At 66.9% G+C, this 21550-nt stretch carries 22 protein-coding genes; 16 read left to right on the top strand and 6 right to left on the bottom strand.

Going from position 1 to position 21550, the window contains the following annotated elements; all coding sequences use genetic code 11:
- The first annotated feature begins 110 nt into the window (after positions 1 to 110).
- Positions 111 to 827: a response regulator transcription factor gene (locus JOF56_RS05835; RefSeq protein WP_209635261.1), complete on the top strand. Its 717-nt coding sequence runs from the start codon at positions 111 to 113 to the stop codon at positions 825 to 827.
- 44 nt (positions 828 to 871) lie between these two features.
- Positions 872 to 2149, top strand: coding sequence for a sensor histidine kinase (locus JOF56_RS05830; protein ID WP_209648039.1), 1278 nt, complete (start codon positions 872 to 874; stop codon positions 2147 to 2149).
- Here the strand turns inward: JOF56_RS05830 and JOF56_RS05825 are convergent.
- A complete protein-coding gene (locus JOF56_RS05825) occupies positions 2144 to 2335 on the bottom strand; it encodes a ferredoxin (protein WP_209635259.1) in 192 nt (63 codons plus the stop codon). The two genes, JOF56_RS05830 and JOF56_RS05825, sit on opposite strands and share 6 nt — an antisense overlap.
- A gap of 338 nt (positions 2336 to 2673) precedes the next feature.
- On the opposite strand from JOF56_RS05825, the gene JOF56_RS05820 reads away from it, so the two are divergent.
- On the top strand, positions 2674 to 3117 hold the full coding sequence (locus tag JOF56_RS05820; protein WP_209648038.1) for a (deoxy)nucleoside triphosphate pyrophosphohydrolase: 444 nt from the start codon (positions 2674 to 2676) through the stop codon (positions 3115 to 3117).
- A gap of 69 nt (positions 3118 to 3186) precedes the next feature.
- Here the strand turns inward: JOF56_RS05820 and trpS are convergent, their stop codons facing one another.
- A complete protein-coding gene (gene trpS / locus JOF56_RS05815; protein WP_209635256.1) occupies positions 3187 to 4152 on the bottom strand; it encodes a tryptophan--tRNA ligase in 966 nt (321 codons plus the stop codon).
- Between the two features lie 239 nt (positions 4153 to 4391).
- On the opposite strand from trpS, the gene JOF56_RS05810 reads away from it, so the two are divergent.
- Positions 4392 to 4691, top strand: coding sequence for a YciI family protein (locus JOF56_RS05810; RefSeq protein WP_209635254.1), 300 nt, complete (start codon positions 4392 to 4394; stop codon positions 4689 to 4691).
- A gap of 135 nt (positions 4692 to 4826) precedes the next feature.
- On the opposite strand, the gene JOF56_RS05805 is transcribed toward JOF56_RS05810, so the two are convergent.
- Positions 4827 to 4979 carry a hypothetical protein gene (locus JOF56_RS05805; RefSeq protein ID WP_209635252.1) on the bottom strand — a complete coding sequence of 51 codons (153 nt, stop codon included), beginning with the start codon at positions 4977 to 4979 and terminating at the stop codon, positions 4827 to 4829.
- A gap of 146 nt (positions 4980 to 5125) precedes the next feature.
- Here JOF56_RS05805 and typA point away from each other — a divergent pair, with 146 nt between their 5' ends.
- The 10 genes from typA to JOF56_RS05755 all read left to right on the top strand — a co-directional run bounded on the left by typA (position 5126) and on the right by JOF56_RS05755 (position 17325).
- On the top strand, positions 5126 to 7045 hold the full coding sequence (typA, locus tag JOF56_RS05800) for a translational GTPase TypA (RefSeq protein WP_372448365.1): 1920 nt from the start codon (positions 5126 to 5128) through the stop codon (positions 7043 to 7045).
- A 312-nt stretch (positions 7046 to 7357) separates the two neighbouring features.
- On the top strand, positions 7358 to 8923 hold the full coding sequence (locus JOF56_RS05795; protein WP_307854940.1) for an ABC transporter family substrate-binding protein: 1566 nt from the start codon (positions 7358 to 7360) through the stop codon (positions 8921 to 8923).
- Positions 8924 to 9173: 250 nt separating this feature from the next.
- Positions 9174 to 10997 carry an ABC transporter family substrate-binding protein gene (locus tag JOF56_RS05790; protein ID WP_209635245.1) on the top strand — a complete coding sequence of 608 codons (1824 nt, stop codon included), beginning with the start codon at positions 9174 to 9176 and terminating at the stop codon, positions 10995 to 10997.
- A gap of 132 nt (positions 10998 to 11129) precedes the next feature.
- On the top strand, positions 11130 to 12128 hold the full coding sequence (locus tag JOF56_RS05785) for an ABC transporter permease (protein WP_307854939.1): 999 nt from the start codon (positions 11130 to 11132) through the stop codon (positions 12126 to 12128).
- Complete coding sequence (locus tag JOF56_RS05780) at positions 12121 to 13071, top strand: ABC transporter permease (RefSeq protein ID WP_245378166.1); 951 nt, start codon at positions 12121 to 12123, stop codon at positions 13069 to 13071. The genes JOF56_RS05785 and JOF56_RS05780 overlap by 8 nt, the downstream gene beginning before the upstream one ends.
- A complete protein-coding gene (locus JOF56_RS05775; protein WP_209635243.1) occupies positions 13068 to 14258 on the top strand; it encodes an ABC transporter ATP-binding protein in 1191 nt (396 codons plus the stop codon). The genes JOF56_RS05780 and JOF56_RS05775 overlap by 4 nt, the downstream gene beginning before the upstream one ends.
- Entirely contained in the window at positions 14255 to 15289 is a 1035-nt protein-coding gene (locus tag JOF56_RS05770) for an ABC transporter ATP-binding protein (protein ID WP_209635241.1), read from the top strand. The genes JOF56_RS05775 and JOF56_RS05770 overlap by 4 nt, the downstream gene beginning before the upstream one ends.
- Before the next feature lie 28 nt (positions 15290 to 15317).
- On the top strand, positions 15318 to 16166 hold the full coding sequence (gene mshB / locus JOF56_RS05765; protein WP_209635239.1) for an N-acetyl-1-D-myo-inositol-2-amino-2-deoxy-alpha-D-glucopyranoside deacetylase: 849 nt from the start codon (positions 15318 to 15320) through the stop codon (positions 16164 to 16166).
- A complete protein-coding gene (locus JOF56_RS05760) occupies positions 16163 to 16555 on the top strand; it encodes a hypothetical protein (protein WP_209635237.1) in 393 nt (130 codons plus the stop codon). The genes mshB and JOF56_RS05760 overlap by 4 nt, the downstream gene beginning before the upstream one ends.
- Positions 16555 to 17325 (top strand): hypothetical protein, encoded by a 771-nt coding sequence (locus tag JOF56_RS05755; RefSeq protein WP_209635236.1) that lies wholly within the window; start codon positions 16555 to 16557, stop codon positions 17323 to 17325. Before JOF56_RS05760 ends, JOF56_RS05755 begins: the two co-directional genes overlap by 1 nt.
- Here JOF56_RS05755 and JOF56_RS05750 read toward each other — a convergent pair.
- Positions 17307 to 18032, bottom strand: a complete 726-nt coding sequence (locus JOF56_RS05750) for a GNAT family N-acetyltransferase (protein ID WP_209635234.1) — start codon at positions 18030 to 18032, stop codon at positions 17307 to 17309. The genes JOF56_RS05755 and JOF56_RS05750 overlap by 19 nt on opposite strands.
- Positions 18033 to 18186: 154 nt before the next feature.
- Between JOF56_RS05750 and fdxA the strand changes: the two genes are divergently transcribed.
- Together fdxA and dapC are read left to right on the top strand one after the other, a co-directional pair.
- Entirely contained in the window at positions 18187 to 18513 is a 327-nt protein-coding gene (fdxA, locus tag JOF56_RS05745; RefSeq protein ID WP_033389506.1) for a ferredoxin, read from the top strand.
- Positions 18474 to 19604 carry a succinyldiaminopimelate transaminase gene (gene dapC, locus JOF56_RS05740; protein WP_245378165.1) on the top strand — a complete coding sequence of 377 codons (1131 nt, stop codon included), beginning with the start codon at positions 18474 to 18476 and terminating at the stop codon, positions 19602 to 19604. Before fdxA ends, dapC begins: the two co-directional genes overlap by 40 nt.
- On the opposite strand, the gene JOF56_RS05735 is transcribed toward dapC, so the two are convergent.
- Together JOF56_RS05735 and dapD are read right to left on the bottom strand one after the other, a co-directional pair.
- The gene (locus JOF56_RS05735) at positions 19588 to 20514 is read right to left on the bottom strand and encodes a CHAD domain-containing protein (RefSeq protein WP_307854938.1); all 927 of its coding nucleotides are present in this window, start codon (positions 20512 to 20514) and stop codon (positions 19588 to 19590) included. The two genes, dapC and JOF56_RS05735, sit on opposite strands and share 17 nt — an antisense overlap.
- 39 nt (positions 20515 to 20553) lie before the next feature.
- Entirely contained in the window at positions 20554 to 21531 is a 978-nt protein-coding gene (gene dapD / locus JOF56_RS05730) for a 2,3,4,5-tetrahydropyridine-2,6-dicarboxylate N-succinyltransferase (RefSeq protein ID WP_209635232.1), read from the bottom strand.
- Between the last annotated feature and the right edge of the window lie 19 nt (positions 21532 to 21550).

Here is a 21550-nt window from a genome sequence, read left to right as displayed (position 1 = left end):
CCACGTCGTTGATGTTCCCGCACCACAGAGGTTGCCGCCAAGCACCTGAGATGAGGCTGAGAGGCTGAGAGAAAGCTCAGAAATGACGGCCGTCTTGACCAAGTACGGGCATGCTGTGGTCCGTGAGACCTCGGGTTCTGGTTGTGGACGACGAGCCGGGCGTACGCCGGGCACTGCAGCGCGGCCTGACCGCGGAGGGCATGGATATCGTGGTGGCCGGGGACGGCCCCAGCGCGCTGCAGGTCGCGCGGACGGGCTCGTTCGACGCCATCCTGCTCGACATCATGCTGCCGGGTTTGTCCGGTTATCGGGTGTTACAGCAGCTCAGGGCCGAGGGGGTACGTACCCCCGTGCTGCTGGTCTCGGCCAAGGACGGTGAGATCGACCAGGCCGACGGGCTGGACCTCGGCGCCGACGGCTACCTGGTCAAACCGTTCTCGTTCGTGGTGCTGGTCGCCCAGGTCAAGGCGTTGCTGCGGCGTGGTGCGACCGAAGGCGGCGGGCACCGGCTCAAGCTGGGGGAGCTCATCGTCGATCGTGCCGCTCGGCAGGTCAGCATGTCCGGCGAGCCGGTGTCGCTGAGCCCGCGTGAGTTCGCGGTGCTCGACGTGCTGGCCAGCCGCGCCGGGTCCGTGGTCACGAAGGACGAACTTCTGCGGGCGGTCTGGGGCGACGAACAGGCGGCCACGCGCAATGCTGTCGAGGTGTATGTCGGGTATCTACGTCGCAAGCTCGACGCCGTCGGCGCGGGGTCCATCGTGCGCACTGTCCGTGGCCACGGCTATCTGGCGTCCACCGGTGAGATCGACGCGGTCATGGGCACGTGAACCTGAGATCAGCCTGGCTCCGGCGATCGGTGCGGTTCCGGATCATGATGATGGCGACCGCGGCAACGCTGGTCATTCTGCTGCTCACGGCCTGGTACACCGGCGGGCGGATCGGCTCGCTGCTGATCACGTCGGCCGACAAGGAACTGCAGCCGATCCTGCAGGCCGCGCTCGTGGACGTCTCAGCTGGCCTTACGCCGCAGCCTGACACGCCGTACGTGCAGGTCCGAGTCCTTGACACGGCCGGTGAACCAGTGGACGGCAAGCCCAAACCGGATCTCAACGACCGCGATGTCAGCGAACTGAAGGCGGGGGAGCCGATCCTGCGTTTCCCGGACGACCCGCCGATCCGCTGGGTAGGCACGGTGGTCACGGCCCCGGACGGCGCGCAGCGGCTCGTGGTGGCCGGGACCGGCCTGACCGGATATCAACAGGCACAACGACATGGCTTGAACTGGCTGCTGCTCGCGGCCGCCTTGGGCGCGGCGGCGACCGGCGTGGCGACGTGGTTCTCCGTCCGGTCGTCCTTGCGCCCGGTCGAACGGATGCGGCTGGCGGCGACAAGACTGCCTGCCGGGCAACGTCTGCCGTTGCCGGAGGCCGACGACGAATTGCGTTCACTGGCAGGCGCGTTGAACGGCCTGCTCGACCGGCGCGACGAAGCGACCGAACGGCTCCGCAGATTCACCGGCGACGCCGCACACGAACTGCGCTCACCGGTCGCGTCCATCCGCGTGCAGGCCGAGGTGGCCGTCGCCAACCCGGATCCCGAGCTGTCGCAGGAAGTCCTCGCCGACATCGTGCACGAGTCCGAGCGACTGTCCACTTTGGTGGACGGCCTGCTCACGCTGGCCCGTGCGGACGCGGGGGAGATCCCGCGCGCCGAACCGGTCGACCTGGTCGCCGCGGCGCAGGCCGCGATCAGCCGGTGCACAGTGGACACACCGAGAATGACACTGCAGGCGCCAACCGGTTCGGCGTGGGTGTCTGCCGCGCCCGCCGAAGTGGATCTGGTGCTGGACAACCTGTTGCGCAACGCTGTCCTCTACGCGCGGGCGCAGGTGATGGTCGGCGTGCTGCCTGCGGGCAACTCCGTGCGGCTCGTCGTGGACGACGACGGGCCTGGTGTGGCACCGGAACACCGCGAGAAGGTGTTCGACCGGTTCTATCGCGTGCAGGACGACCGGGCGAGACAGACCGGTGGATCCGGCCTCGGCCTCGCCCTGGTCGCCGAGATCGTCCGGCGTCGTGGTGGGACGGTCCTGGTCAACGAGTCGCCGGACGGGGGCGCGCGGTTCCAGGTGCGGTGGAAGTCGCTATGACGACAGCCGGACGGCGCCGGACGGGCACAACGTCGCCGCCTGCTTGACCGCGGCTTCCTCGTCCGCGGGCGGTTCGGCGGCGAGCACCGTGACGATGCCCTCGTCGTCCTGGTCGAACACTTCCGGTGCGGTCAGCACGCACATGCCGGCGCCGACGCAAACGTCCCGATCTCCTTCAACGTGCATAACCCACTCCTACCACTTCTGCAGGGCGCTGAACCCCGCTGTCAGGACAATGTCAGGTTTCGGTGCATGCTGTCGGGGTGCCCATCTTGCGAACGACGGCGCTGGTCGACGCGCCCGCCCGGCTCGTCTCGGCAGCCGTGATCGAACTGGCGTCGAGCCGGTCCGAGGTCGTCGACGTGCACGAATCCGGAATGACGGCCGTGCTGCGGGAAGGACCGTTCTCCTCGGCGCGGCTGACCGGTCAGTGCGCGGTGACGGGCGCGGGAACGTTGCTGACGTGCGAGCTGGACTGGGTGTCCCGGAACGCTGTCCTGGACGGTTTCACTGTGCGCCGCCCGATGTTGTCGCTGCTTGAGGCCGTTACCGAGGGCGCGAAGGCGCGAGCGGAGGCGTTGACCGGTGCCCGGGTCGTCGTCGGGACCGCGATCGTCCGTGACAGGCGGCTTTTGGCTCAGCAGCGCGCTTTTCCAGCCGAGGTGGCCGGGTTGTGGGAGCTGCCAGGTGGCCGGGTCGAGCCGGGGGAGAGCGATCAGGAGGCCGTGCGCCGGGAATGTGCCGAGGAACTGGGGATCACGGTCGTTCCCGGGGAGGCCGTGGGGCCGGACGTGATTCTGCCCAGCGGCAAGCTGCTGCGTATCTACCGCGCTTCGACCGACGGCGAACCCGTTGCCGTGGAACACAAGGCTTTGCGCTGGTTGAGCGCGGGCGACCTCACCGATGTCGACTGGCTACCCGCCGACCGCCTCCTGCTCCCCGTGTTCCGCACCCTCCTCAAGAGCTGAATCTGTGTGCCCCCAATGCCACATTGGTGGCATCGGATGTCCCCAATGTGGCATTGGGGGCACCCTCTTTCAACCGATGCCGGCGAGGCGGGTCACGGCTTCCAGGCGGTGTTCGCCGCGCTGCCGGGCACGTTCCGCCCCGGTGGCCCGGATCCGGTCCAGCTCAGCCGGGTCCGCCAGCAGGTCCTGCGTGCGTTTACGAACCTCGCGCAACTCTTCGACCACGGCATCGGCGACGGTTTCCTTCAGTTCGCGGTACGTCGTGATGCTCTCGGCCGCCACCCGCGGTGACTGGTCGGTGCACGCGCCCAGGATCTCCAGCAGGTTGGCCACCCCGGGCTGCTCGTCGGGCCGGTACTCGACCTGGTCGAGCCCGTCGGTCACGGCTCGCTGGAACTTGCGCCGGATCATGTCCGGGTCGTCCAGGAGGAACACCACCCCGGCCTCGTCGCGTGTGGACTTGGCCATCTTGCGATCCGGGTTCGCCAGGTCACGAATCCGGGCCGCGACCTTCGGCGTGACCGCCTTCGGCACCACGAAGGCCTCTCCGTAGGTGGTGTTGAACCGGCGCGCCAGGGTCCGGGCCAGTTCCACGTGCTGCATCTGGTCCTCGCCCACCGGCACCTCGTCCGCGCCCGGCAGCAGGATGTCGGCCGCCATCAGCACCGGATACGTCAGCAGGCCCAGCCGTACCGTCTTGGCGCCCGCCGACTTCTCCTTGAACTGGATCATCCTGGCCACTTCGCCGAACGTGCAGGTGCACTCCAGGATCCAGGTCAGGGACGCCAGTTGGGCCGTGATGTCGGACTGTACGAACACCCGATCGGGGGAGATCGAGGACCCGATCAGGGTGGCCAGCATCTCCCGGCTGAGTGATCTGAGCCGCTGCGGGTTGTACGACGTGGTCATGCCGTGCATGTCGCTCACGAAGTACAGGTCCTCGTCGGTGCCCTCTCGTGCCCAGCGCCGGATCGCGCCCAGGTAGTTGCCCAGGTGGGCGTGCCCGGACGGGGTGGCCGCGGACAGTCTGGTCATGTCTCCTCCTCGGTGCGGTCGGCCGCCGCCGGAGGGCCCAGACAAGCGAAAGGGCCGCCCGGTCGGGCGGCCCTTGGCTGAAGTTCAGCGCACAGCAGGTCGGCCGCCTCTGGCGGCCCACCACATCTGACAGGTGCTGTACACCCCTTCAGGCTATCAGGCCCGCAGGGCATTAAGAACGCGTATATGCGGCACTGTTTCGATTCCCAGTCCGCTAACCCGGGCGTACCGTAAATGCCATGTTTATAGTGAGGCTGGCCTACAAGGCGCCGACTGAAGAGATCGACTATTTGCTGCCCGATCATATCGCGTGGCTGACCAAGCACTATGACGCCGGATACTTTTTGTGTTCGGGCCGTCAGACGGTGCAGGACGGACGGGTGATCATCACCCGGCCCATGCCGCTGGCCAAGCTGGAAGCCTTGCTGGCCACCGATCCGCTCGCGGTGGCCCGGATGGTCCGGCACGAGGTGATCGAGTTCCAGGCCACCCGCACCGCCCCGGAACTGGCCAGGGTGAATGAGGCTCTGGCCGGCTGAAAAAGATTCGAGGGGAGCCGAACTGCCCGGATCGACCCGACGGCGGTCCGGGCCGGAATGCGGATTTGAATATTATTTTACTTTCCCGTTGATTGACCGGGAAGTATGACGCGCGTTCTGTGAGGTCGGGCCGGGCTACGCGGCCTTGGCCTTGATCTTGCGCAGAGCCAGGACCGGGCACTTCTTGCACCGGTCGGACGACTTGCAGCACTTCTTCTTGACCTTGCCGGCCTTCATGAGTTTCTTGACCTGCTCGGCCGGGGTCAGGCCTTTGTGTTTCTTGCCCAACGCGCGCTCCAAGCTCGACGACGACTTTCAGGTAAGGCTAGGTTAACCTTGCTTGATCGTCCTGTGCGGCTGGTCACACAAGGTGTCAGGGTACCCTTTGTGCTGGGCTCTCCGCGCACTGAGGCGACCGGGCCCTCCTCCCCGCTATCGAGTACAGGAGTTCCCGCGTGCCCGCATCAGCCACCGCCAGCAGGACCAGGACGGACCTGCGAAACGTTGCAATCGTGGCGCACGTCGACCACGGCAAGACCACCCTCGTCGACGCCATGCTGCGGCAGTCCGGTGCCTTCGCGGCCCGTGCCGAGCTCGTCGACCGCGTGATGGACTCCGGCGAACTCGAGCGGGAGAAGGGCATCACGATCCTGGCCAAGAACACCGCGGTGCACCGGCAGACCCCGGACGGGGCCGTGACGATCAACGTCGTCGACACGCCTGGGCACGCGGACTTCGGCGGCGAGGTCGAGCGTGGACTGGCCATGGTGGACGGCGTCCTGCTGCTGGTCGACGCCAGCGAAGGCCCACTGCCGCAGACCCGCTTCGTGCTGCGTAAGGCGCTGGCCGCAGGCCTGCCCGTGGTGCTGGTCGTGAACAAAGTGGACCGCCCCGACGCCCGGATCGCCGAGGTCGTGGAGGAATCCCACGACCTGCTGCTGGACCTGGCCGGCGACCTCGAACTGGAAGACCTCGACGCCGTCCTGGACCTGCCGGTCGTCTACGCCTCCGCCCGTGCCGGCCGTGCCTCGCTCACCGCGCCCGCCGACGGCGAGCTGCCCGACAGCGAGAACCTCGACCCGCTGTTCGACGTGCTGCTCCAGCACATCCCGTCGCCGACCGGCGACCCCGACGCGCCGCTGCAGGCCCTGGTGACCAACCTGGACGCCTCCAGCTTCCTCGGCCGTATCGCGCTCTGCCGGATCCACGCCGGACGCCTGCGCAAGGGCCAGACCGTCGCGTGGCTCCGCGCGGACGGCTCCGTCTCCAACGTCCGCATCGCCGAGCTGCTGATCACCGAGGCGCTCGACCGAGTGCCCGCCGAGCAGGCCTCCGCGGGTGACCTCGTGGCGATCTCCGGAATCCCGGACATCACCATCGGCGACACCCTGGCCGACCCCGACGACCCGCAGGCGCTGCCGCGGATCACCGTCGACGAGCCCGCGATCGCCATGACCATCGGCGTCAACACCTCCCCGCTGGCCGGCCGCAACGGCGGCACCAAGCTGACCGCCCGCGTCCTCAAGGCCCGCCTCGACGCGGAACTGGTGGGCAACGTGAGCGTGAAGGTGCTGCCGACCGAGCGTCCCGACACCTGGGAAGTCCAGGGCCGTGGCGAGCTCGCGCTGGCGATCCTCGTGGAGACCATGCGCCGCGAAGGCTTCGAACTGACCGTCGGCAAGCCGCAGGTGGTCACCCGCACCATCGACGGCAAACTCTGTGAGCCGTTCGAGCACCTGACGATCGACGCCCCCGAAGAGCACCTCGGCGCGATCACCCAGCTGCTGGCCGGCCGCAAAGGCAAGATGGAACACATGGGCGGCCACGGCACCGGCCGAATCCGCCTTGAGTACGTCGTGCCGGCCCGTGGCCTGATCGGCTTCCGCACCGAGTTCCTGACCGAGACTCGCGGCACCGGCATCGCCAACCACGTGTTCCACGGCTACTTCCCGTGGGTGGGCGAACTGCGCACCCGCCACAGCGGCTCCCTGGTCGCCGACCGCACCGGCCCCATCACCGCCTACGCCATGATCCAGCTCGCCGACCGCGGCACATTCTTCGTCGAACCCGGCCAGGACGCCTACGAAGGCATGGTCGTCGGCGAGAACCCCCGCGCGGAGGACCTGGACGTCAACGTCGCCCGCGAGAAGAAGCTCACCAACATGCGCTCGTCGACCGGTGACGAGCTCGAGCGTCTCGCCCGGCCCCGCAAGCTCGGCCTGGAAGAGGCACTGGAGTTCTGCGCGAGCGACGAATGCGTGGAGGTCGCCCCCCAGGTCATCCGCGTCCGCAAACTGATCCTCGACTCCACCCAGCGCGCCCGAGCCCGCTCCCGCGCCAAGACCCAGAGCTGAGCGAAGCAGTCCAAGGGCCACCTGTTCGCAGGTGGCCCTTTCGCGCGCCCGAATCCGCGTCCCTGCCCCGCCCGGGGCCGGCCGAGGATGAGGACACTTGCTATCGCCCGCTTGGGGTTCTGGGGCGGGAGATGTGGCTTCTGGCCCATGGGGTGATGGGGTTCTGGGAAACTCGGGTGCGTGGGTTCTTGGAGAGTGGCACCATCCGGGGCAAGGGGGTGTCGAGCCGTGCGCTTGGCTGTGGTTGTTCTTGCTGTGGTGGGGGTGCTTGCTGGGTGCTCGAATACGCCGCCGCCTCCTGTTGTGGGGACTGTGCCGGCGCGGCCGTCGACGGCTCCTGCGGCTAAGCCGGGGGAGATTGTGGTTGGGGTCGACAGCATCGCGGGTGGGTACAACCCGCATGCGCTGGGGGATCAGTCGACGATCACGACGGCTCTGTCGACCATGTTGCTTCCTTCGGTGTTCCGGACCGCGCCTGACGGTAGCCCTCAGATGGACCGGACCCTCATGGTTTCGGCGGAAGTTACCAGGACTGAGCCGTATACCGTTACTTATCGACTGCGCGGGGACGCCGCCTGGTCTGATGGGGCGCCAATTGCCGCGGAGGATTTTCTTTACCTACGAGAACACATGCGCGATGAGCCTGGCGGTGTTGATTCGGCGGGTTACAGGTTGATCTCGGACATCAAGGCCGAGGAGGGCGGCAAGGTCGTCACGGTCACCTTCGCCGCACCGTATCCGGGATGGCGTTCGCTTTTCTCCGCACTGCTGCCCGCCCACCTGTTGAAAGATGCTCCCGGTGGGTGGGATCAGGTTCTGGAAACCGGGTTCCCGGCGACCGCCGGGCCTTTTTCGATCAAGCAGCTTGATATACCGCGTGGCGAAATCGTTCTGGAACGAAATGAGCGCTACTGGGAGCAGCCTGCGGTAGCCGATCGGGTGATTTTGCGGCGTGCCGATCAGGCTGGGCTTGTCGACGCGTTGCGGACTGGGCATGACCAGCTTGTGGTCGCGCGGACCGATGAAGCCGGTGTGGCGATGCTTCAGACGTTGGGGGCCAAGGTCACGGTCAAGGCGGCGCCCCGGCCGACCGTGCTGAACCTTGTGTTCCGGCAGACTGGGCCCGACCTTCAGGACGAACGGGTCCGGACGGCTCTCACCCACATCCTCGACCGGGACGCGATCATCAAAGCGGGCACGGGCGGTGGCCCCAGTGTCCGCGCGGACGCCTTGGTGCTGGCGCCTTCCCAGGCGGGTTACGCCTCAACTGGCCCGCAGGCGCATGATCCGGCCGCCGCGCAACAACTGCTCACCCAGGCTGGATACGCGCTCACATCGGGTGTCTGGACGCAGGAAGGGCGCCCTCTGTCGATCACGATCGGTGCTCCGGCCGACAAGGAGCCGTACGTGATCGTCGCCAAGGAGGTCCAGAAGCAGCTTGTCGCCGCGGGTGTCCAGGTCAAGCTGGTCACGCCGACCGCCGATCAGTTGCTGCGTCCCGCGACCGCCGCTGAGGCGGGGCCGAACATCCTGGTCGCGCCGCGTCCCGTCGGCGACAACCCGGCGGCTGTGCTGGCGTCGATGTATGGTTGCCCGGCGCGATCAAATGACTCCAGTGTGGTGCCGCCCGGCAACATCGCTGGTTTTTGCGATCCGAGCATGCAGCCGGTAATCGATGCCGCGCTGACCGGCTCGATGTCGCTTTCGGACGCTATCGCCAACCTCGAGCCGAGGCTCTGGCGTCAATCGGTCGCAGTGCCGCTCTTCCAGTTGGCCGATTCGGTCGCCGCCCGTTCGGAGTTGGCCACCGGCGAGCTGACCGCGCCATTGAACGCGCCGTTCGCTTCGGCGGTGACTTGGCGCAGAAATCCAAATTGACTCGAAAGGCACGCTGTGTGCCCATTCGACTCCGGAATTGTACCGGCCGGTAACGAACGAGTTGCCGACTGCTATCAACGTGTCACCCTTTGGTCACGATCGCCCTCGTAACAGTGACCGACGGCAATTGGCTTCCTAGCGTTCCACGGCAGCGCCGCCCCACGGCAGTCGGGCGCGCCTTAGAGTCATGGGTGCTCTGAAGCGGAGATCGGCTTCCAGAGGCAACCTTGTGCTAGGAGGGCACGTGTCAATGAGGAGATCAAAGGCAGTCTCCGCGATTGCGCTGTTCGCCGCCGCGAGCATGGTGCTGGGAGCGTGCAGCTCCGGTACTGACGGCTCAGGTGGCAGCGGGGCCAACCAGCAGCAGGACCAGAAGCCGGGTGAGATCGGCGGCGAGGACCAGGTCTACAAGCGGCCGCAGGTTCCGGACATGGGTGAGGTCACCACTGTCACGGAGGAGAACTTCCACGACACCAACAACCTGATCGGCGCGACCAACAACGCGTCGAACCTGCTGGTGTCGGTCGCGACCCTGCCGTCGCCGTACATCGGCGTGGTCAAGGACGGCAAGTTCCTGCAGATGATCGACGGCGACCTGATGGAGTCGGTCAAGGTCACCTCGACCAGCCCGCAGGTGGTCGAGTACAAGTTCCAGAAGGCCGCTGTCTGGCAGGACGGCGCACCGATCGGCTGCAAGGACATGTACCTGCAGTTCCTGGTGCGCGGCAAGAACACCGGCGCCAAGTTCGACTCGTCGACCGCGGGTTACGAGGACATCAAGGAGCTCAAGTGCTCCGATGACCTCAAGACCGCGACGCTGACCTTCTCCAAGCCGGTCGCCGACTACCGTGGCCTGTTCTCCTTCACCAACAACGACGGCCTGCTGCCGGCGCACATCCTGGAGAAGAACGCGAATGTGCCCGACATCACCAAGCTGACCCGGGAGAGCCCGGAGCTGCTGGCCGACCCGGTCGTGAAGTTCTACACCGAGGGCTGGCTGGGCTGGAAGAAGGAGCTGGGCATCTCCGGCGGCCCCTTCAAGGTCGAGAGCACCGACCTGCGTGACGTCACCGTTCTGGTGCGCAACGAGAAGTACTGGGGCCCGAAGGCCGGTCCGTCCAAGGTGACCGTGCGCACGAACACCAACGCCCAGTCCGCGTCGCAGCAGCTGCAGAACAAGGAAGTCCAGGTCATCGACGTCCAGGCGGACGGCCCGACGGCGATCCAGCTCAAGAACATCCCGACGGTCAAGACCGTCGCCCAGGGTGGCCAGACCTACGAGCACATCGACTTCAACATGGCCAAGCCGCTGTTCAAGGACAACCCTGAGATCCGCAAGGCGGTCGCGACCTGCATCGACCGGCAGTCGATCATCGACAACCTGGTCAAGGACATCGACCCGAACGCCAAGCCGCTGGGCAACTTCGTCTTCATGCCGAACGAGGCGGGCTACGAGGACCACTACAGCGACATCGGCAAGGGTGACGTGGCGTCGGCCAAGAAGATGCTCGAGGAGAAGGGCTGGACGCTCGGCTCCGACGGCATCTACACCAAGGGCGGCACGCGTGCCCAGTTCGCCCTCGGCTTCAAGACGCTCGACCGTCGCGCCAAGACCCACCAGCTGGTCGCGCAGAAGTGCAAGGAAGCCGGTATCCAGATCGACGCCGCGCAGTCCGACGGCTTCAACGCCGACCAGCTGCCGGCCAGCGCGTTCGACGCGGCTCTCTTCGCCTGGGTGGGTGGCCTGACCAAGTCCAGCGCCTACCAGAACTACCAGACGAAGGAAAAGGGCGGCAACGCCAACTACAACAACTACTCCAACGCCGAGGTCGACCGGATCTGGGGCGAGGCCAACAGCAACCTGGACTTCGCCGCTCGCACCAAGCAGCTCAACGAGGTCGACAAGCTGATGGCCGCCGACATGGCCTCCATCCCGCTGTTCCAGCTGCCGGACTTCTCCGCGCAGGACGCGAGCATCGGCGTCATGGGCTCCGACGGCAAGGTGGGCGACCTGACCTACCTGAACTTCGAAGGTGGCCCGACCTACAACATGTACGCGTGGGTCAAGCGCTGAGAAAGTAAAGCTCGACTAAGTGACCGTTAAGGTCCACTTGGGAGGGGGCCGGTGCCACGAGCACCGGCCCCCACTCGCGTTCATACTCTGGCTACTCTGGCCACCGCTGGGAGCCGGCTTCTAGGAGAGCAAGTGTTCCGATACATAGTGCGGCGGATCCTGATCACGATCCCGCTGCTGCTCGTCGGTTCGTTCCTCGTTTTCGCCCTGGTCCAGGGCATGGGTGATCCACTCGATGAGTGGAAACTGCAGAAACCGAGGAGCCCCGAGGAGATCGCGCTCGCCTACGAGCGCACGGGTTACAACGACCCCTTCCTTGAGCGTTACGCCAACTGGGTCGGCGGGTTCGTCACCGGTGACTGGGGTACAACGGTCATTCCGGGCAGCGGGGCCAAGGACGTCCAGGACGAGGTGATGCACAGCCTGTGGACCACCCTGCGGCTGGTGATCGGCGCGGAGCTGCTCGCGCTGTTGATCGGCATGGCGGTGGGGGTGATCGGTGCGGTCCGCCAGTACTCGATCTTCGACTACTCGGCTACCGGCGTCGCGTTCATCCTGTTCTCCATGCCGGTCTTCTGTATCGGCCTGATGCTCAAGAGCGCGGCGATCCCGTTCAACGACTTCCTCGAGTCCATCGGCATGGACAGATGGATCACCACAGCCGGGCCGCCACCGGGCGGCTTCACGGGCAGCTTCGGCCATCAGATCACCCAGTACATCGGCACCTTCCTGCTGCCGACGATCTCGTTGCTGGCCATCCAGTTCGCGCTCTACAGCCGGTTCCAGCGGGCGTCCATGCTGGACGTGCTCGGCCAGGACTACGTGCGCACCGCGCAGGCCAAGGGCCTGTCCAGTGGCCGGGTGATCTTCCGGCACGCGTTCCGCAACGGCCTGATCCCGGTCCTCACGGTGTTCGCGGTCAACTTCGGCCAGCTCGTCGGCGGGGCGGTGATCACCGAGACGGTGTTCAACTGGTCGGGCATGGGCAAGCTGCTGATCCGCAGCATCTACGAGAAAGAGCCGTATATGGTGCTCGGCGTGGTCATGGTGACCGCGGTCGGCGTCGTGGTATCCAACCTGATCGCGGACATCCTGTACGCCCGCCTGGACCCGAGGATCCGTCTTGGCTGACCAAACCACCACAGTGACCACGGCGGAGCAGGCCGCCGCCGCGGGAATCGACATCGCCAAGCCGCGCAAGCAGTGGCAGGTGATCACCCGCAGGTTCTTCCGGCACAAGGCCGCGATCGCCGGTCTGATCATCTTCGTGCTGCTGATCCTGTTCGCCATCGTCGGCGACATGGTCTGGAAGTACGAGGCGGGCGACCTGAACCTCGGCCGCTACCAGGCGCCCAACGGCGACCACCCGTTCGGCACCGGCCAGATCGGCGACGACCTGTTCGCCAAGGTCATCCGCGGTACCGGCTTCTCCATGCAGATCGCACTGGTGGCCGCCGCGATCAACACCGCGCTCGGCGTGATCCTGGGCGCGCTCGCCGGCTACTACCGGGGCTGGGTGGACAGCCTGCTGTCCCGGCTGACCGACCTGGTGCTGATCGTCCCGGCGTTCCTGATCGCCGCTGTGCTCTCGCGCAGCACGTTCTCCACCGAGGAGATCGCCAAGGGCGGCGGGTCGAGCAACTGGCTGCAGGTTGCCATCATCATCGGCCTGACCAACTGGATGACCGTCGCACGGACCGTTCGTGGCATGGTGCTCTCGTTGCGGGAGAAGGAGTTCGTCGAGGCGGCCAAGGCGCTCGGCGGCGGCCCCGGCCGGGTGATCTTCCGCCACATCCTGCCGAACACGATGGACGTGGTGATCGTCAACGCCACCATCGCGGTCGCCCAGGCGGTGCTGATCGAGTCCGCGCTGTCGTTCGTGCAGCTGGGCGTGAAATATCCGGACACCTCACTGGGCCTGCTGATCAGTGAGAACCAGAACGAGTTGCTCGTGCATCCCTGGCTGTTCTACTTCCCGTTCCTCTTCATCGTGCTGATCTCGTTGTCGGTGAACTTCGTCGGTGACGGGTTGCGGGACGCGTTCGATCCACGGCAGAAGCGGGTGCGGGCATGAGTGACTTCACGGATTTCGGTGACACCGCGCTGAAAGGCACCACGCGCCAGGACCCCACGACCGACATGCTGCTCGAAGTGGACGATCTGTCGGTGGACTTCGGCACCGAGGACGGTGCCGTGCACGCCGTGCGCAACGTGTCGTTCTCGTTGGGACAGCGGGAGGTCCTCGGCATCGTCGGCGAGTCCGGGTCGGGCAAGTCGGTGTCCTCGATGGCGATCATGGGCCTGCTGCCCAAGACCGCGAAGGTCACCGGCTCGATCAAGTTCCAGGGTGAGCAACTGGTCGGCCTGACCTACAAGCAGCTGCGCAAATACCGCGGCAACCGGATCTCGATGATCTTCCAGGACCCGATGACCTCGCTGAACCCGGTGTACACCGTCGGGTACCAGCTGCAGGAGGCCTACCGGGCCCACCACGACGTGTCCAAGGCGGCGGCCTGGTCCAAGGCCGTGGAAACCCTTGCCCTGGTGGGCATTCCGCAGCCCGACCGGCGGGCCAAGCAGTATCCGCACGAGTTCTCCGGCGGTATGCGCCAGCGTGCGGTGATCGCCATGTCGATCATCAACGACCCGGAACTGATCATCGCCGACGAGCCGACCACGGCGCTGGACGTGACCGTGCAGGCGCAGATCCTGGAGACGCTGCTGTCCATCCGGGACGAGGCCAACGCGGCGATCATGATGATCACGCACGACCTGGGCGTGGTGGCCGGCATGGTCGACCGCGTGCAGGTGATGTACGGCGGCACGATCGTCGAGACCGGTGGCGTGGACGAGGTCTTCGAGACCCCGCGGATGCCGTACACGGTCGGTCTGCTCGGCTCGATCCCGAACCCGACGCTGCTGGGCCGGCGGCTCACGCCGATCAAGGGCGCACCGCCGTCGTTGATGAACCTGCCCACGGGGTGTTCGTTCTCGCCGCGTTGCCCGCTGGTCACCGACGAGTGCTACACGGCTGAGCCGCCGTTGGCGCCGACCGGACACAGTGGACATAGCGCCCGCTGCATCCGCTGGGAACACCTTGCCGGTGTGGAGGATCCGCGCAAGCTCTTCGCCACCGAGGAGATCGGTGTGGTGGAGAATCCGGCCGCACTGGTGGAGGAGCTGCCCGACCTCGTGCAGGTCGAGGACGTCGCCGAAGTGGAGAAGCGGCTCGACGAGCAGCGCTCGGAGGAGGGTTCATGAGCACCGAGGTGCAGCAAACAGCGAGCGCCACCCCGACCGCGCCGCTGCTCGAGGTCACCGATCTGGTCAAGACGTTCCCCGTACGCGGTGGTGGCGTCATCCCGCGCACGATCGGACAGGTGCACGCGGTGTCCGGCGTGAGCTTCTCGCTGTCACCCGGCGAGACGCTCGGTCTGGTCGGCGAGTCCGGATGTGGCAAGTCCACCACCGGCCGTGCCGTCCTGCAGTTGCACAAGCCGACGTCCGGTTCGGTGAAGTTCGACGGCCGGGAGCTGACCAAGCTGGGCAGCCGCGACATGCGTGGTGTGCGGCGGGACATGCAGATCGTGTTCCAGGACCCGTACGCGTCGCTGAACCCGCGGTGGCAGATCAACGACATCGTCTCGGAACCGTTCAACATCCACGGTTTCGAGGGCTCCGCGACCGAGCGGCAGCAGCGGGTGGACGAACTGCTCGAACTGGTCGGCCTCAACCCGGAGCACCGCAACCGGTACGGCCACGAGTTCTCCGGTGGCCAGCGGCAGCGCATCGGCATCGCCCGTGCGCTGGCGTTGAACCCGCGGATGGTCGTGCTGGACGAGCCGGTGTCGGCGTTGGACGTGTCGGTGCAGGCGGGTGTGGTCAACCTGCTGGAGGAGCTGCAGGAACGCCTCAACCTGGCATACCTGTTCGTGGCGCACGACCTGTCGGTGGTCCGGCACATCTCGCACCGGGTCGCGGTGATGTACCTGGGCAAGATCGTCGAGATCGGGCCGCGGGAGGACATCTACAACCGTCCGACGCACCCGTACACCCAGGCGCTGTTGTCCGCGGTGCCCGTGCCCGACCCGCGCCAGGAGCGGGAACGGCAGCGGATCGTGCTGACCGGTGACGTGCCCAGCCCGGTGAACCCGCCTTCGGGCTGCCGGTTCCGGACGCGTTGCTGGAAGGCGCAGGACATCTGCGCGTCGGAGGAGCCGCCGTTGGTGCCGCACGGTTCCGGTGGCCTGGCATCAGCTTGCCACTTCGCTGAGGAACGCCAGGTGCTGTGACCCCGGGCCCGTTGCCTAGGCTTGGATCGTGATACTGACTGCTCCGCCGAGGTTGTTGCTGGTGCACGCCCATCCGGACGACGAGAGTCTCTGGACGGGCGGCACCATCGCCCGGTACGCGGCCAACGGCGCCCACGTCACCTTGGTGACCTGCACGCTGGGCGAGGAGGGCGAGGTCATCCCGGATGGCCTCGCCCTGCTCGCCGCTGACGAGTCCGACCAGCTCGGCGGGTACCGCAACGGCGAGTTGCGGTCCGCGTGCGCCGCGTTGGGCGTGGTGGACCACCGGTACCTGGGCGGGATCGGGCGCTGGCGGGACTCCGGCATGGTCGGCGTGGCGTCCAACGCCAAACCGCGGGCGTTCATCCAGGGCGACTTCACCGAGCAGGCGTCCGCGCTGCTGGAGATCATCAAGGAAGTCCGGCCTGACGTCGTGGTCACGTACGGCCCGGACGGCGGTTACGGCCACCCGGACCACATCCGCGCGCACGAGATCACGACTGTCGCATGTGCACAGTCCTCGGACGTACGCCGGGTCTTCCATGTGGTGACATCCAAGCGCGCCACCGAAGCCGGTGTCGCCGAGCTCTCGGCTGTGCGGGATCTGCCTTACCGGCTACCGGAACCAGGCGAGCTGCCGGTCACGCCGGACGAGCAGATCAGCACAGTTGTGCAGGTCGCCGACCACCTGGACGCGAAACTCCGTGCCCTGCGGGCACACCAGACCCAGGTCACGGTCTGGCAGAACGACTCCGGCTGGTCGTGTTACGCGTTGTCCAACGGCATCGCACAGCCCATTGTGGACTCCGAGTACTACATCCTGGCCAGTGGCGTGCCGGACGGCATCGCCGACGACTTGTTCGGCGGCCTGGGATGAGCGGCCGGGACGGGCTGCGGCTGGCCGGTCTGCTGCTGCTCAGTGCCGCCCTCGCGGCGATCGAACTGCTCTATCTGCCGCTGCGGTTCGACGGTTACCTCCTGCCGATGCTGTGGCGCGGTTTCCCGCTGCCCATCACAGCTGTGGTCGCGGCGCTGACGTTGCCCGCCCTGGTCTCCCGGGCCGGGAACATCTCGCCCCGGCTGGCCATCGCCGGTTCACCGCTGTGGATCTGGCTGCTGTGCGTCCTGGTTTCCGCGCTGCCGGGTCCCGGTGGCGACATCGTCCTGGTCGGTGACTGGCGGGCGTTGCTGCTGCTGGCCTGTGGGGCGTTGCCTGGGGCCGTGGCGCTGGGCGGTGTCCTGGGACGCCAGGCGAAAAGGCCCTGATGGCCGAGGCGATCACCGACGAGCACGTGTCCGCCGTGCTGCGGGTTTTCGTGCGCAGGTGCGAACCCATGGTGCAGCGCCTGCAGGAGGACGGCGAGCCGGTCGAGGTCGAGGACGATCCGGAGATCGACCGCAACGTGCTGGACAAGCTGAAGTCGGCCGTCGCGAACATCAAACGGCCTGGCATGCGGGGCTGGGCGTTGCTTCCGGTCGACGAGCGGGTCGACTGGTGGGTCAGCCGCGTCGGCCGGTTCACCTCGTTGCTGGCCTCGTTCACGGGCCTGGCCGGCGCGTTGGGTGACCGGTTGCCGCTGCAGGACATGCTCGGCTCGGCCAGCCAGGGATTGTTGTTGTGCGCCATCGCATCCGAGCGCGGTGTGGACGACATCGGCACGAAGGTCCGGCTGCTGGGCGCGGTTCTGTTCGAACGGGCCATCGATCCGGACGTCGCGCGTGGCAAGGGCGATGCGGCCGCGGACGAGCAGACTGTGGAAGATCTGGCGCCCGGCGACGACCTGCCCGCCGAGGAACCGGCGAAGGGCAGGAAGTACAGCATCAAGGCGGGCGCCAAGTGGCTGTGGCGGCAGGCCCGGATTCTCTTCTCCATCACCGGAGAGCTGGAGAAACGCCCGCAGGGCCGGTTCTACCACAAGATCCTGGGGATGCTGCCCGTCGTCGGGATGGCCGGCGACTACCTCGGTGAGCGGTCAGCCCTCAAACGGGTCGCCAAGGCAGGCACGAAGTGGCTCGCTCAGGAGGGGATCCAGTAGCGGTAGCGGTGGTGTTCAACACAGCCGAGACCCTCGTACAAGCGGATCGCTGGCGTGTTGTGTTCCGCCACCTGCAACGCCTGACGCCGTGCGCCGCGTTCGTACGCCCACGCGTACAGCGTCTTGAGCATCCCTAAGCCGAGTCCGAGACGCCGATGTGACGGCCTGACCGCCAGTCTCGAGATGTGCAGCAGGTCACCAACGACCGCACCCCGCACGGTCGCGACGAGTTGACCGTCTTTGACGAGAGTTCCGTACCCGACGCCGGGCATGGAGCTGAGCACGTGCCGTTGCGCGACGGTCGGCCGCGCTGAACCCGCAGCTAGTTCCCACCATGTGGACGGCGGCGTGTCGGCGATTTCCGCGCCTTCGTACGAGCCGGGTGTCAACGGTCCGGTCATCACCAATGACTCGGCCCCACCTGGGTGAGCCTCGTTCACCACCCAGCCCTGGCCGGCTATCTCGCCCTCAACCGGCGAACCCACCACCACGTGCGCGCATGGGTCGATGCCGTGCCGCTGCGCGAAGCCGACCGCGTTGTCCAGGGCGGACGCGATCCCGACACCTGGATCACCCAAGGTCAGTGTGCTGTTCGCGCGCCCGGTGAACCCGGCCGCGGCGCGCATGCGCCACTGGCCGAGCGGCTCGTCGACCAACGCGGGCCACGCCGCGGCACACTCGGATTCCAGCCGGATGATCGCTTCCACGGATCGATTCTGCCAATACCGCCCGCCCCGCAATGCTGAGATAGGGGTCACGTGTGGCACCGGGTACGCCTCGACGGTCCCGGCAGGGGATACTTGGGACAACGCGTACCTCCCGAACGCGCGTGACCAAGGTTTCCAGAAGGAGCAGAGCACCGTGACCTACGTCATCGCCGAGCCCTGCGTCGACTTGCTCGACAAGGCGTGCATCGAAGAGTGCCCGGTCGACTGTATTTACGAGGGCGACCGGATGCTCTACATCCACCCTGACGAGTGCGTCGACTGCGGTGCCTGCGAGCCGGTCTGCCCGGTGGAGGCCATCTACTACGAGGACGACGTCCCCGATCAGTGGAAGGACTACACCAAGGCGAACGTCGATTTCTTCGACGAGCTGGGCTCGCCAGGCGGGGCCTCCAAGGTGGGCAAGGTCTCGGCCGACCCGCAATGGATCAAGGACCTGGCGCCGCGAGAGACGGAGCATTGATCTTCAGCCTGCCGGACTTTCCGTGGGACTCGCTCGCCGGCCCGGCCGCCCGGGCCCGTGAGCACCCCGGCGGGATCGTCGATCTGTCTGTCGGTACCCCGGTCGACCCGGTGCCCGACAAGCTCAGAGCCGCGTTGGCGTCAGTCTCGGACCGTGCCGGATATCCCACCACGCATGGCACGCCTGAGCTGCGCCAAGCCGCCGTCGAAGCGCTGAGCCGCCGATACGACGTCGGCGGTGTCCCTGCCGACGCCGTCCTGCCCACGATCGGTTCGAAAGAACTGGTCGCGTGGCTGCCGACGTTGCTGGGGGTCGGCGCGGGCGACCTGGTCGTCATCCCTGAGCTGGCATATCCCACATACGAGGTCGGCGCGCTGCTGGCTCGTGCGTCGGTGATACGCACCGACGGGCTGACCGCTCTGGGCCCGCAGCGGCCCTCGATCATCTGGCTGAACTCGCCGTCCAACCCGACAGGCCGGGTACTTCCGGTCGCGCACCTGCGCAAGGTCGTGGCGTGGGCCCGTGAGCGCGGCGCCATCGTCGTGTCCGACGAGTGCTACCTGTCGCTCGGCTGGGACGTCGAGCCGGTGTCGGTGCTGCACAACTCGGTCAACGAGGGCAGCCTGGACGGCATCATCGCCGTGCACTCGCTGTCGAAGTCCTCCAGCCTGGCCGGCTACCGGGCCGGGTTCATCACCGGCGACTCCGGCCTGGTCGCGTCGCTGCTGGAGATCCGCAAGCACGCCGGGATGATCGTGCCCAGGCCCGTGCAGGAAGCCATGACGGCAGCATTGTCCGACGACGACCATGTCAACGTGCAGCGCTCGCGCTACGAGGCCCGTCGGACCGTGTTGCGCTCAGCGCTGCTCGACGCCGGGTTCCAGATCGACCACTCCGAGGCAGGGCTCTACCTCTGGGCGACCCGCGGCGAGGACGCCTGGACGACAGTGTCCTGGCTGGCCGAGCGCGGAATCTTGGTCGCTCCAGGCACCTTCTACGGTCCCACCGGCGGATCGCACGTCCGCGTGGCCCTGACCGCCACGGACGAGCGAGTCGCCGCCGCCGCGGAACGCCTCAGATCTTCCGGTTGAACTCGGGCGCGAAGGCCGCGACCGCGGCCCATTTGTCTCGCCACTGTTCGCGGTACTCGACACGGCGGGCGTGCTCGCGTTCGACCAGACGGCCGGCCACAAAGATCACTGCCAGGTCTTCGTGGCCCGCCATGAGGCGGCGGATGGTCTCCTCGGCCACGGCGGCGTCCTGGTGCTCGCCGAGTACTTCCTGGAACGCCTTGGTGGCTTTGACCAGCTGTTTGACCGGTTCTTTGCCAGCCGGGCCGACCAGTTCGGCGGCGTAGCGCAAGCGTTTGCCCTTGATCCTGAGGGCGTGCAGCTGCTCGTCCGGCGGGTTCTCGCCCAACGCCTCCACAGCCTTGTACAGCTTCCGGTACGGCTTGTAAATCACGCTGATGACGGCTGCTTCCTGCTGGCCGTTGGTTTCCGCGATCGGTGAGGACACGGTCGCTGCTGCCAGGGACGTGAGAAGCGTGGAGTATCGCTTGGTGCGCATGGCGGCGAGCATCCGTCGACGCGCGGCTTTGCGTTCGTTGACCAACCCGGTGAGCAGACGCTCGACCGCGGTGCGCTCGTCGTCCTCGAAGCCGACAGCTTCCGCGCGCAGACGCTCAAGCTGTACGTCCAGGTCGCGTACGGGGCCGAGCGCGTTGCCCAGCCATTTCAGCTCGTCCTGCAGAGGCGTGGCGGTCTCACCCAGGCCCGCGCCGTCCGCGATCACTGCCGCTCTCAGCCGCCTGATCGTGACTCGCATGTCGTGCAGGTCTTCGGGATCGACGCCCGAACGCGTGCCGGCCTCGTGCGTCAGCAGCGCGCGCAGCTGACTGTCGAGCCGGACACGCACGTGCACAGCTGGCGGGTCCTTGCGGCGTGCGGTCCTGGGCTCGGCGGGTAGCCCAAGATCCACCGGTGTGAGAGATGTGGTCACACGGTGAATCCTAGGTGAACAGAGAGTGTTAGTCGTAGGTCAATCGTTGGCATGCAACGCCGCGTTCAGGGCAATCCCTGAACCGGCACGCTGAACGGCTTCGACCGCGCCAGTGCTGGAATTGCGCCGGAACAGCAGCCCGTCGCTCCCGGTCAGATCGCGCGCCTTGACCAGCCGGCCATCCGGAAGTGTGACCTTTGTCCCCGCGGTGACGTAAAGACCGGCCTCGACAACGCAGTCGTCGCCCAGCGAGATCCCGATCCCGGCGTTCGCGCCGACCAGGCACCGCTCACCGATCGTGATCGTCTCCTTGCCGCCGCCCGAGAGCGTCCCCATCACCGACGCACCACCGCCGATGTCCGAGCCGTCGCCGACCACAACACCCTGCGAGATCCGGCCCTCAACCATGGATGCGCCCAGCGTGCCCGCGTTGAAGTTGACGAACCCCTCGTGCATCACCGTCGTCCCGCTCGCGAGGTGCGCACCCAACCGCACACGGTCCGCGTCCGCGATCCGCACACCCGTCGGCACGACGTAGTCGACCATTCGCGGGAACTTGTCAATGCCGTGCACCGTGACGGCACCGCGCGCCCGCAACGCCAGCCGTGTCTCCGCGAAGTTCTCCACCGGGCACGGCCCGTGGTTCGTCCACACGACATTGCTGAGCAACCCGAAGATGCCGTCAAGGCTGACCGAGTTGGGCCGCACCAGCCGCGACGAAAGCAGGTGCAACCTCAGGTACACGTCATACGCGTCATGCGGCGGCTCAGCCAGCGCGATGATCCCCGTCCGGACCGCGATCACCTCGACACCACGGTCGTCATCGGGGCCCAGCATCGCCGAAACCCCGGCCCCCAGCTCCTCGGCCGCCTCCTGCTCGGACAGCCGCTGCGTGTTCGGCGCCGGCGCCTCCCCCAGCTTGGGCTTCGGAAACCAGCAGTCCAGCACAGTTCCATCAGCGGTCACAGTGGCAAGACCGACGCCATACGCGCCGCTCGACTCGGGGTTCGCACTCACGCGCCAACGGTAACCAACC

Origin of the sequence: Kibdelosporangium banguiense (assembly GCF_017876405.1) — a bacterium.
GTDB classification, from domain to species: Bacteria; Actinomycetota; Actinomycetes; order Mycobacteriales; family Pseudonocardiaceae; genus Kibdelosporangium; species Kibdelosporangium banguiense.
The sequence above is the reverse complement of the archived record's forward strand: the minus strand, read 5'-3'. Positions and strand labels throughout refer to the sequence as shown.

What these genes read in the sequence shown, in the direction of transcription:
- JOF56_RS05835 (WP_209635261.1), top strand. Translation starts at nt 111, where the DNA reads ATGCTGTGGTCCGTGAGACCTCGGGTTCTGGTTGTGGACGACGAGCCG.
- JOF56_RS05830 (WP_209648039.1), top strand. Translation starts at nt 872, where the DNA reads ATGATGATGGCGACCGCGGCAACGCTGGTCATTCTGCTGCTCACGGCC.
- JOF56_RS05825 (WP_209635259.1), bottom strand. Translation starts at nt 2,335, where the DNA reads ATGCACGTTGAAGGAGATCGGGACGTTTGCGTCGGCGCCGGCATGTGC.
- JOF56_RS05820 (WP_209648038.1), top strand. Translation starts at nt 2,674, where the DNA reads ATGTTGTCGCTGCTTGAGGCCGTTACCGAGGGCGCGAAGGCGCGAGCG.
- trpS (WP_209635256.1), bottom strand. Translation starts at nt 4,152, where the DNA reads ATGACCAGACTGTCCGCGGCCACCCCGTCCGGGCACGCCCACCTGGGC.
- JOF56_RS05810 (WP_209635254.1), top strand. Translation starts at nt 4,392, where the DNA reads ATGTTTATAGTGAGGCTGGCCTACAAGGCGCCGACTGAAGAGATCGAC.
- JOF56_RS05790 (WP_209635245.1), top strand. Translation starts at nt 9,174, where the DNA reads ATGAGGAGATCAAAGGCAGTCTCCGCGATTGCGCTGTTCGCCGCCGCG.
- JOF56_RS05775 (WP_209635243.1), top strand. Translation starts at nt 13,068, where the DNA reads ATGAGTGACTTCACGGATTTCGGTGACACCGCGCTGAAAGGCACCACG.
- JOF56_RS05770 (WP_209635241.1), top strand. Translation starts at nt 14,255, where the DNA reads ATGAGCACCGAGGTGCAGCAAACAGCGAGCGCCACCCCGACCGCGCCG.
- JOF56_RS05760 (WP_209635237.1), top strand. Translation starts at nt 16,163, where the DNA reads ATGAGCGGCCGGGACGGGCTGCGGCTGGCCGGTCTGCTGCTGCTCAGT.
- JOF56_RS05755 (WP_209635236.1), top strand. Translation starts at nt 16,555, where the DNA reads ATGGCCGAGGCGATCACCGACGAGCACGTGTCCGCCGTGCTGCGGGTT.
- dapC (WP_245378165.1), top strand. Translation starts at nt 18,474, where the DNA reads ATGGATCAAGGACCTGGCGCCGCGAGAGACGGAGCATTGATCTTCAGC.